This window comes from Promicromonospora kroppenstedtii DSM 19349 (assembly GCF_000515355.1).
In the GTDB taxonomy this organism is placed as follows: Bacteria; Actinomycetota; Actinomycetes; order Actinomycetales; family Cellulomonadaceae; genus Promicromonospora; species Promicromonospora kroppenstedtii.
The window spans coordinates 48,210-58,696 of sequence record NZ_KI911710.1; the positions used below are offsets into that span (position 1 = coordinate 48,210).

10 protein-coding genes are annotated in these 10,487 nt (G+C 68.3%); 8 read left to right on the forward strand and 2 right to left on the reverse strand.

Annotated features, from left to right (window positions below):
* The 8 genes from PROKR_RS37500 to PROKR_RS19665 form a co-directional block, all read left to right on the forward strand.
* The coding region (locus PROKR_RS37500) for a DUF7586 domain-containing protein (protein WP_036966300.1) at positions 1–504 on the forward strand (504 nt) is incomplete at its 5' end.
* A gap of 469 nt (positions 505–973) precedes the next feature.
* Positions 974–1,216, forward strand: coding sequence for a glutaredoxin-like protein NrdH (nrdH, locus tag PROKR_RS19635; protein WP_020017613.1), 243 nt, complete (start codon positions 974–976; stop codon positions 1,214–1,216).
* Between the two features lie 35 nt (positions 1,217–1,251).
* Positions 1,252–1,686 carry a class Ib ribonucleoside-diphosphate reductase assembly flavoprotein NrdI gene (gene nrdI / locus PROKR_RS19640; protein WP_036966063.1) on the forward strand — a complete coding sequence of 145 codons (435 nt, stop codon included), beginning with the start codon at positions 1,252–1,254 and terminating at the stop codon, positions 1,684–1,686.
* Between the two features lie 38 nt (positions 1,687–1,724).
* Positions 1,725–3,830, forward strand: coding sequence for a class 1b ribonucleoside-diphosphate reductase subunit alpha (nrdE, locus tag PROKR_RS19645; RefSeq protein WP_200836245.1), 2,106 nt, complete (start codon positions 1,725–1,727; stop codon positions 3,828–3,830).
* A gap of 68 nt (positions 3,831–3,898) precedes the next feature.
* Complete coding sequence (gene nrdF / locus PROKR_RS19650; RefSeq protein ID WP_020017610.1) at positions 3,899–4,879, forward strand: class 1b ribonucleoside-diphosphate reductase subunit beta; 981 nt, start codon at positions 3,899–3,901, stop codon at positions 4,877–4,879.
* A 231-nt stretch (positions 4,880–5,110) separates the two neighbouring features.
* A complete protein-coding gene (locus PROKR_RS19655; protein ID WP_036966070.1) occupies positions 5,111–6,445 on the forward strand; it encodes a mechanosensitive ion channel in 1,335 nt (444 codons plus the stop codon).
* A 350-nt stretch (positions 6,446–6,795) separates the two neighbouring features.
* On the forward strand, positions 6,796–8,022 hold the full coding sequence (locus tag PROKR_RS19660; protein WP_036966073.1) for a cytochrome P450 family protein: 1,227 nt from the start codon (positions 6,796–6,798) through the stop codon (positions 8,020–8,022).
* 109 nt (positions 8,023–8,131) lie between these two features.
* Positions 8,132–9,346 (forward strand): sulfotransferase family protein, encoded by a 1,215-nt coding sequence (locus PROKR_RS19665; RefSeq protein WP_245605892.1) that lies wholly within the window; start codon positions 8,132–8,134, stop codon positions 9,344–9,346.
* Between the two features lie 108 nt (positions 9,347–9,454).
* On the opposite strand, the gene PROKR_RS19670 is transcribed toward PROKR_RS19665, so the two are convergent.
* Positions 9,455–10,150: a response regulator gene (locus PROKR_RS19670; RefSeq protein ID WP_281171738.1), complete on the reverse strand. Its 696-nt coding sequence runs from the start codon at positions 10,148–10,150 to the stop codon at positions 9,455–9,457.
* Positions 10,147–10,487 (reverse strand): hypothetical protein (locus tag PROKR_RS35530; protein ID WP_036966082.1); only part of this gene is annotated, 341 nt, incomplete at its 5' end. The genes PROKR_RS35530 and PROKR_RS19670, both read right to left, overlap by 4 nt.

The window sequence follows — 10,487 nt, forward strand, 5'->3', positions numbered from 1 at the left end:
GTGACGACGGGCGACGTGGTCGCGGTGTGCGGCTCGTCCACGGCCGGGTTCGGCGACGGCACGGAGCTGCTGGCGGCGTTCCAGGGCGACGGGGCGGCCGCGGCAGAGCATGTGGCCGGCGAGCCCCGGACGGAGCGGCAGAGGGGCCCGGACGGGCTCGTACGGGCCGGGATCGCCGGGACCTGGTACTGGGGCCCGGTCCCGTTCGACGTGCGCGTCGACGCGGCGGGGCGGGTCGACCTGCGGTCGCGGAACAGCGGGGGCCGCGGCACGCTCTTCGACGTCGTCCCTGGTGGGGTCTCCGGCGGGGTCCCCGGCGAGCTCCGTGGCGTCGACGGGGGGTACTGGCTGGGGGAGCGGCTCCGGGTGGTCGAGGCGGACGGCGCGCCCGTCGCGCTGGACGTCGGCACCTTCCACCTCACGCGGGCCCCGTACGACTCCGGCACCGCCGTGCCCGGAGGTGTGGACGGCGCCGGCTGGCACCGTCCCGGCCGGGACGGGTAGGCGCTCCGGCGGGTGCGTACCGGGCCGGCCAGGGGACCCGCGGGCCCGTCCGGCCCGGGTGGCGGCGAGGTATTCCCAGGGACGGACGTCCGTCGTGTGGCGAGCCCGACAAACTCCGCCCGCGGTGACACGCCGAAGGGGCGCGACACGCCGTGGACTCAGATATTTTTCTGGCCCCGAGAGGCCGTCGAGGTGCCCTTTCGGGCCGCCCCGGCGGCCCCTCCGACGGCGCCCCGCGAACCCGCGCGCGCGGCCTCCCAGGCGGTGTCAGAGGCTCGTGGCAGCATGGTCCATGAGCGTCACGAGCGTTCCCGGCGTAGTGCCTACCACGTCCCGAACCACTACATGTCGTGACCGAGCGGGTGTCAGACCCTAGGTGTAGTGTTTGGTGCAGCGGGAGACGCACACCCGCGAACAAAGCACACGGACGTAAGTTCACGGGTGTTCTTCGAGGTCAGAGGAGGCGGACATGAGCGTCACGGTCTACAGCAAGCCGGCATGCGTCCAGTGCGACGCGACGTACCGGGCACTGGATCGCAAGGGTGTCGAGTACACGGTCGTCGACATCACGCAGGACGCCGAGGCGCTGGAGATGGTCCGCGGCCTCGGTTACCTCCAGGCACCGGTCGTGGTGGCCGGTGACACCCACTGGTCGGGCTTTCGCCCCGACCAGATCAGCGCGGTCGCCGCGCTTCAGGCCGCTTCGGCCTGACCTGCACCACCGCTACGTCGGCAAGGAGGCGTGACGTGGGCTCTCTCGTCTACTTCTCCAGCGTGTCCGAGAACACGCACCGGTTCGTCGAGAAGCTCGCTCTCGACGAGCAGGGGATGTCCGTGCACCGGATCCCGCTCCGCCCGGCCGACGGCTTCCTGCGCGTGGACGAGCCCTACGTCCTCATGGCCCCCACCTACGGTGGCGGCAACGAGGGCGGGGCCGTCCCGCGCCAGGTGAGGAAGTTCCTCAACGACGAACACAACCGGTCGCTCATCCGCGGCGTCATCGCCGCGGGTAACACCAACTTCGGGGCTGCGTACTGCATTACCGGAGACATCATCGCCGCCAAGTGTGATGTCCCGTACCTGTATGCCTTCGAGCTCCTCGGAACTGCGCAGGACGTCACGCGCGTCCGCAACGGATTGGGACGATTTTGGCAGCAACAACCACTGAGCCTCTCGGCTTGACCGAAGGCCTGAGCGAGATCCCGCTGGAGAGCCTCCAGATGGACTACCACTCGCTCAACGCCATGCTGAACCTGTACGGGCCGGACGGGAAGATCCAGTTCGAGAAGGACCGCGAGGCGGCCCGCCAGTACTTCCTGCAGCACGTGAACCCGAACACCGTCGAGTTCGACACCCTCGAGGCCAAGCTGGAGCACCTCGTCGAGGCCAAGTACTACGACCCGACCGTGCTCGCCAAGTACTCGGGCTCGTTCGTCAAGGAGCTGTTCCAGCTCGCGTACTCGAAGAAGTTCCGCTTCGAGACGTTCCTCGGCGCCTTCAAGTACTACACGTCGTACACGCTCAAGACGTTCGACGGCAAGAAGTACCTGGAGCGCTTCGAGGACCGCGTCGCCATGGTCGCGCTCGGCCTGGCCGACGGCGTGGAGCAGACGGCCCGCGACATCGTCGAGGAGGTCATCTCCGGTAGGTTCCAGCCGGCGACGCCTACCTTCCTCAACGTCGGCAAGGCGCAGCGCGGCGAGCCCGTGTCCTGCTTCCTGCTGCGCATCGAGGACAACATGGAGTCCATCGCGCGCGGCATCAACTCCGCGCTGCAGCTCTCCAAGCGCGGCGGTGGCGTGGCGCTGCTCCTGAGCAACATCCGCGAGCACGGCGCGCCCATCAAGCACATCGAGAACCAGTCCTCGGGCGTCATCCCCGTGATGAAGCTCCTGGAGGACTCCTTCTCCTACGCGAACCAGCTCGGTGCGCGCCAGGGCGCCGGTGCCGTGTACCTGCACGCGCACCACCCCGACATCATGCGGTTCCTCGACACCAAGCGGGAGAACGCGGACGAGAAGATCCGCATCAAGACCCTCTCGCTCGGTGTGGTCATCCCGGACATCACGTTCGAGCTGGCCAAGAAGAACGCCGACATGCACCTCTTCAGCCCCTACGACGTCGAGCGGGTCTACGGCAAGCCGTTCGCGGACATCTCCATCTCGGAGAAGTACGACGAGCTCGTCGCCGACGACCGCATCCGCAAGACGACGATCAGCGCGCGCGACTTCTTCCAGACGCTCGCCGAGCTGCAGTTCGAGTCGGGCTACCCGTACATCATGTTCGAGGACACGGTGAACAAGGCGAACCCGATCAAGGGCCGCATCACCCACTCGAACCTGTGCTCCGAGATCCTGCAGGTCTCCACGCCGTCGACGTTCAACGAGGACCTCTCGTACGACGAGGTCGGGCGGGACATCTCCTGCAACCTGGGCTCCCTGAACATCGCCAAGGCGATGGACTCCCCGGACTTCGGCCGCACGATCGACACCGCGATCCGCGCGCTGACCGCGGTCAGCGACCAGACGTCGATCGAGTCCGTCCCGTCGATCAAGCTGGCGAACGAGCGGGGCCACGCGATCGGCCTGGGCCAGATGAACCTGCACGGCTACCTCGCCCGTGAGCGCATCTACTACGGCTCCGACGAGGGCATCGACTTCACGAACATCTACTTCTACACCGTGGCCTACCACGCGATCGCGGCGTCCAACCGCCTGTCGATCGAGCGCGGGCAGAAGTTCGGCGGGTTCGAGGACTCGAAGTACGCCACGGGCGAGTACTTCGACAAGTACGTCGAGCAGGAGTGGAAGCCGGCCACCGAGCGTGTCGCGCGTCTGTTCGCCGACGCCGAGGTGTCGATCCCGACGCAGGACGACTGGCGTGAGCTCAAGGCCTCGGTCATGGAGCACGGTCTGTACAACCAGAACCTCCAGGCCGTCCCGCCCACGGGCTCGATCAGCTACATCAACAACTCGACGTCGTCGATCCACCCGGTGCCGGCCAAGGTCGAGATCCGCAAGGAAGGCAAGCTCGGCCGCGTCTACTACCCGGCGCCGTACATGACGAACGACAACCTGGACTACTACCAGGACGCGTACGAGATCGGCTACGAGAAGATCATCGACACGTACGCCGCGGCGACGCAGCACGTGGACCAGGGCCTCTCGCTGACCCTGTTCTTCCCGGACACGGTGACCACGCGCGACGTCAACAAGGCGCAGATCTACGCGTGGCGCAAGGGCATCAAGACCCTCTACTACATCCGCCTGCGCCAGATGGCACTGGAGGGTACGGAGGTCGAGAACTGCGTCAGCTGCATGCTGTGACAGCAGCACGCTGACCGGTCCGCACCGCCAGGCTCACCCGTACCACCGTCGCTCCTGAAGGAACTCCCATGTCGCCAACTGGCAAGCTCAAGCTCATCGATCGCGTGACGGCGATCAACTGGAACCGCCTCGAGGACGAGAAGGACCTCGAGGTCTGGGACCGCCTGGTCGGTAACTTCTGGCTGCCCGAGAAGGTCCCGGTGTCGAACGACATCCAGTCGTGGAACACGCTCTCGGAGCACGAGAAGACCATGACGTCGCGGGTGTTCACCGGTCTGACCCTCCTGGACACCATCCAGGGCACGGTCGGCGCGGTGTCGTTGATCCCGGACGCGCTCACCCCGCACGAGGAGGCGGTGTACACCAACATCGCCTTCATGGAGAGCGTGCACGCGAAGAGCTACTCCTCGATCTTCTCCACGCTGCTGTCCACGCCGGAGATCGACGCCGCCTTCGAGTGGTCGGAGAGCAACGAGCACCTGCAGAAGAAGGCGGAGATCGTCCTCGACTACTACCGGGGCGACGACCCGCTGAAGCGCAAGGTCGCCTCGACGATGCTCGAGTCGTTCCTGTTCTACTCCGGCTTCTACGCGCCGATGTACTGGTCCTCGCGGGCGAAGCTCACGAACACGGCCGACCTGATCCGCCTGATCATCCGTGACGAGGCAGTGCACGGGTACTACATCGGCTACAAGTACCAGAAGGGCCTCGCGAAGCTCACGCAGCCCGAGCAGGACGAGCTCAAGGCGTACACGTTCGACCTGCTCTTCGAGCTGTACGAGAACGAGGTCGAGTACACCGACTCGCTCTACGGCGAGCTGGGGCTGACCGAGGACGTCAAGAAGTTCCTGCGGTACAACGGCAACAAGGCCCTCATGAACCTGGGCTACGAGGCGCTGTTCCCCAAGGAGGACACCGACGTCAACCCCGCGATCCTCGCGGCGCTGTCGCCGAACGCTGACGAGAACCACGACTTCTTCTCGGGGTCGGGATCGTCCTACGTGATCGGCAAGGCCGTGGAGACCGAGGACGACGACTGGGACTTCTGACCTTGCACGCTTGACCGGTCGCCCAGTGCGTCGATCAAAGACCCGGAAACGCAAATTACTGCGTTTTCGGGTCTTTGCGCTATTGCGGAGAAGCGATTTTTGTCCTCTCGCCCTGGCCGATACCACGAGAACAAGTCGCGAGCAGGAAGAATGTGGGTAGCGTCCACAGTATGGCACCTGTCGCCATCGATGCCCGAGGCATTTTGCTCTGTTTCAGGGAGGACGCTCGAGATGAATATCGCAGAGGATTACGACTGGGCCGGGATACTGGGGACGATCGCCATCGTCCTGGTGATCCTGGTCGTCACGTGGCTCGTCGCACGGCTCGTCAGATGGGCGGTCGCGAAGCTGGTCTCGCGCATCGGATTCCTGCGGCGCCAGGGAGCTGACGGCCGCGACGTCGGCACGTCGATCGGTCAGATCATCGCGCTCCTCATCTGGCTCTTCGGCTTGATCGCCGTGCTCCAGGTGCTACACCTCGAACAGGTGCTGGGCCCGCTCCAGGGCATGCTCGAGACCATCCTTGGATACCTGCCGAACATCATTGGTGCGGCGGTCGTGTTTTTCATCGGCTACCTCATCGCCAAGATCGTCAAGCAGATCATCGTGGCGGCGCTGGGCGCGGTCGACTTCGCACGTCTCTTCGGTCGGGCCAGGGCGGCGGCCAGCCGGGAGACGGGGGCGGAGCCGCAGGCGGGCGCTGAGTCCTACGACCCGGAGACCGGTCAGTACTCGACGCCCCCGGTCGACAACCAGGTCGAGGCCCGCGAGACGAATGCCCGCATCGCGTCGGTGATCGCCAACCTCGTCTTTGCCGTCATCGTGGTGGTCGTCGCCATCGCGGCGCTGCAGATTCTCGGCATCAGGTCGATCTCCGAGCCGGCCCAGGAGATGCTCACCCTGATCCTAGGGGCCATCCCGGCAATCATCGCGGCTCTGGTCATCCTGGGTATCGGTTACCTCATTGCGAGATTCGTCGCCGATCTCCTGGAGAGTGTGCTGCAGGGGGTCGGCACCGACCGTGTCGTCCGGGAGGCCGGGATCACGACCGGCCGTACCAGCCCGTCGACCGTCATCGCCAAGATCGCGCAGGCCGCGATCCTCGTCTTCTTCGCGATCATGGCCGCGCAGCTGCTGAATTTCCCGGCCATCACCGACATCTTGAACGAGGTGCTCAAGCTGGCCGGGCGCGTGCTGTTCGGCGGTGCGATCATCGCGGCCGGGTTCTTCGTGGCGACCGTCATCAAGCGTGTGGTCGGTGAGGGCACCGCGGCCACGATTCTCAGGTACGGGACGATCATCCTGTTCGTGGCGATCGGCCTGCAGTACATGGGCCTGGCGGACTCGATCATCAACCTCGCCTTCGGCTCCATCGTTGTCGGTGCGGCGCTGGCCGCCGCCCTGGCATACGGGATGGGTGGTCGTGACGTGGCGCACCGATCGCTGGAGAGGCTGGAGCGCAGGATGGAGGCTTCGCCGACGCGGACCTCGTCCGCTCCGCAGGCACCCCAGACACCCCAGACGCCGCCGACGCCGCCGACGCCGCCGACCGGTTCGGCGTACTAGGAGGCGCCTGTCGGCCTGTCGGGCGACACCTGAGCGGAGGACCGGAAGCGCGCTGTCTGCGGTTCCGGTCCTCCGTGGTGTGCCGGCTCCCAAGGGTCCGGGAGGCGGGAGGCGTACGGCGGAGACCGTTCGACGGGCGTGCGCCCACACCCGGGGCCGGCCGGGCGGACACTCGCGCGGATCCGACGTGGTGAAATTGTGCCCATATGGGGTATTTGGCCGCTAGGGTCGTCACGGTCTCCGAAGTCTCGCCCTGCCCCTGGTGGAAAAGAACGATGACGAATCAGACTGCGGCTACGCACGCCCCACGTCCGGTGTTGTCCGGGTCGCCACGATCCGGTGGTCTCCCGATGCGCTTGTTCGACCCTGTCGACGTCCCCCCGCTCGCCGACGTGCTCGCGGCGCGGGACATCGATGCCGCCTGGTCGCAGCTGCGGCAGGACTGGGGAGAGGCTGCCCCGGTCGGCCTCGGCTCGGACGCGCGTGCCTGGCTCGTGAGCGGATACCAGACCCTCGCCACGCTCGCCCGGGGCTCCGGGATGGTCACCACTGACACGGGCGCCTGGAACGGCGAGCCGAGCGGGCCGCTGCCGGCGTCCTTCCGGCCGTCCTTCGAGCACGGGGCGACGCGGCGGGTGGAGACGGCGTCGGGCCCGGTACATGCCCGGCTGCGGGGTCCGGTCGACGAGGTGCTCGAGGCGGTGGACGCTGCCGAGGTCGGCCGGATCACCCGGGACGTGTGCCAGGAGGTAGTCGACCGGCTCGTGGCCGGGGACGGCGCCGACCTGATGCGTGACTACGTCGTGCCGGTGTCCCATCGCGCCTTCGGCGCGGTGCTCGGGCTGGACCCCAGGACCGGGCGCCAGGTGTTCGAGATCGCGGAGGACATGGCTGCCGGGCGCGGGGACGGCGCCATCGTCGACGAGCTGAGCTTTCTGCTCGGCGGACAGGTCATGGGGCGCGATGCGAGCGGTGGCCTGACGCCGATCGGCCTGCTCGCGCAGCATTCCGGTTACGCGGGCACCGCCGAAGCCGTGACCGGGATGCTCTCCCTGGTCACGAGCGCGAGCCTGGGCGTGCAGGCGTGGCTGGGACAGGCCCTCCTCCTGGCCCTGAGCGAGGAGGGTTTCCTCCGGCGGCTGGCCGGCGGGCGGCTCGGGACCGACGAGGCCCTGGACGAGGTCCTGTGGAACGCGTCGCCGGTGACGGTGCTGGTACCGCGGTTCGCCGTCAAGGAGGGACACCTGTTCGGCGACGACGCGTACGTCGAGCGGGGTGACGCCGTGCTGCTGGCGGTCGGGGCGGCGGCCTCGGACCCGAGGATCCGCGGCGACGCCTGGGACGGGCTGGGCAACCGAGCGCACCTGGCCTGGGGAGCGGGGGCGCACCGGTGCCCGGCGCCCCGCCAGGCGAGGCTGATCGTCCGGACCGCGGTCGAGACCCTGCTGCGGCAGCTCGAACCCGCGCTGGCGACCCACGCCGAGGAGATCCGCTGGGTCCCCGACCTGCGCTTCCGTCGCCCCGCCGCGCTGCCGGTGACCTTCCGCGCCACCAGCCCGTCGCCCTGGGCCGAGTGACCAGGCCGAGAGCGCGCCGCCGACCACGTCGCCCACCGGGGCCCGTGCCGGGCCCCGCACCCAGTTCTTGTCCGAGTTCTACCCCCGAGCAATTTCCCCTGGAGGATCTGTGAGTCGCACGCCCCGCATGACCCGCGCGCTGAACACCGTGCTGGGACCGATCGTGAAGGGGTACGAGGAACCCGACCGGTCCTGGGCCAAAGCGGTCGCGCAGGTCGAGAAGAAGGCGGGCACCGAGGATCGTCAGTTCGCGGACGACCTCGGCGTGATCGTGAGGGGTGCGGCCGAGATCCCCCAGCTGTCACCCCTGGGCTGGTCCCTCATCCTGGCCGACGTCAAGGCGCGGTATGTCAACCGGCTGCGGGTGAACCACCTGCTGGCGGAGCACCCGGAGATCGCCGACGAGCAGATCACGGCGCCGGTGATCGTCTGCGGGCTGCCGCGCACCGCGACGACGCTGGCCCACCGCGTCCTGTCCGCCTCGCCCGAGCACCGCGCACCGTTGCTGTGGGAGATGCAGAACACCGGCCTCGAGGATCCGCGGTCGGAACAGAAGCTGATCAAGCAGATGGAGCAGGGCGCCGGGCTGATGGAGCGGTTCGCTCCGGACATCCCGCACATCCACCCCATCAACGTCGACCGCCCCGAGGAATCGATGTTCCTCCTGCCGCACGGCAGCCACTGGCCGGTCCTGCACGGCCTGATGCCGTCCTACAGCGCCTGGGCGGCCCAGCGCGACCAGACTGCCGACTACGAGTACCTCAAGTCGTGCCTGCAGGTCCTGCAGCACGGCCGGGCGGCCAAGCGCTGGTTCCTCAAGTACCCGGCGCATCTGGCCGACATGGACACGATCCTCAAGGTCTTCCCGGACGCCACGTTCGTGTGGACCCACCGCGACCCCGTCACCGTCATCGGGTCGTTCTGCAGCCTGATGGAGACCTTCTGGGGGATGTACCAGCACGACACCGACCGCCAGGTGATCGGCCGGTTCGCCCTGGACCACCTGGTCGACCAGGTGAACCGCGGCCTGGAGCTGCGCCGCAACCTGCCGCCCGCCTCGATCGTGGACGTGCCGTACCACAAGCTCAGCGCCGACCCCTTCACCGAGGTGCCTCGGCTGTACGCGGCGATCGGCGCCACCTGGACCACCCGTGACCAGGAGCACCTGGCAGACGTCGTCGCCAAGCCGAAGGGCACCCCGTCCCACCAGTACGACCTGTCGGACTACCTCGACCCCGCGGAGGTCGAGCAGACGTTCGGGCCGTACAACCGGCTGCTGGACCGCCTCGACCTCCGTGACGCGGAGCTCACCGTGGAGCTCTGACCAGCTCCTGGTGACGGGCGGCGCCCTGCTGCCGACGACCGGCCGCCCAGCCCGACGAGCGGCCCGGAACTGGGGATTCCCGCGGTTCCGGGCAGCTCGTCGTTGCGACTACGGAGCGCCGGCCTGCGCCGCGATGAGGGCGGCTTCGACACGGTTGCGGGCGCCGGTGCCGCGCAGGATCGACGTGACGTGCACCTTGACCGTGCCCTCGGCAAGATGCAGCCGGTCCGCGATCTCGGCGTTCGACAGTCCGTCCCCAAGCAGGACGAGCACTTCCTGCTCACGTCGGGTCAGCCGCTCGAACCGCTCCCGGGCGTCCTGCCGTGCGACGAACCGCGTGCCGAGCCCGGTCTGCAGCAGCCGCCGCGACACCGCCGGCGAGAAGAACGCCCCGCCGGCCGCGGCCGCACGCACGGCGAGCAGCAGCTCGCGGGGGTCTCCCGACTTCAGCACGAAACCGTCGGCGCCCAGTCGGACCGCCTCGGCGACGTACTCGTCCTCACCGAACGTCGTGACCATGAGACAAGGGGGCGCCCCTGCGGTGTGCTTGATCTTCGCCAGGGCCTCCAGCCCGTTCATGGTGCCCATGCGCACGTCGAGCAGCACGACGTCGGGCCGGTGTGCCCGGACGGCGGCCAGCGCCTCCTCGCCCGAGGAGCCCTGCCCGACGACCCGGATGCCTTCGTCGGTCTCCAGGACTCCGGCCAGCCCGGCTCGCACCAGAGGTTCGTCGTCGGCGAGGACCACGCGCAAGGGCCCGGTTGTCGGGATGCCCGATGCGTCCGCGACGCCAGACCCGCTCACGACGCGCCGCGGGTCACGAGGTCCGCCGATGACACACGGTCGTCCGACCAGCAGATCCGGTAGGTATCGCCGGACGCGTCGGCGAGGGGGTCCGCCGTGACGGAGTAGTGGTCGCACGACGGGTCGGCGCCCGATGGTGGTTGGAGCGTGGCCTCGGGCAGCAGTGGTTCGACCGCGGACCGCGGGTCCCCCTCGGCGATGCGCGCGAAGGCCGCCGGATCGAGGAGCGCGGCCCGCGCGGTGACGTGGTCCGCGAGCTGGATCGCAGCGGCGACCGCGACCAGGGCGGCCGTCGGTACCAGGACGGCGGCGACCAGCAGCGCTCCGCCCCGACGCC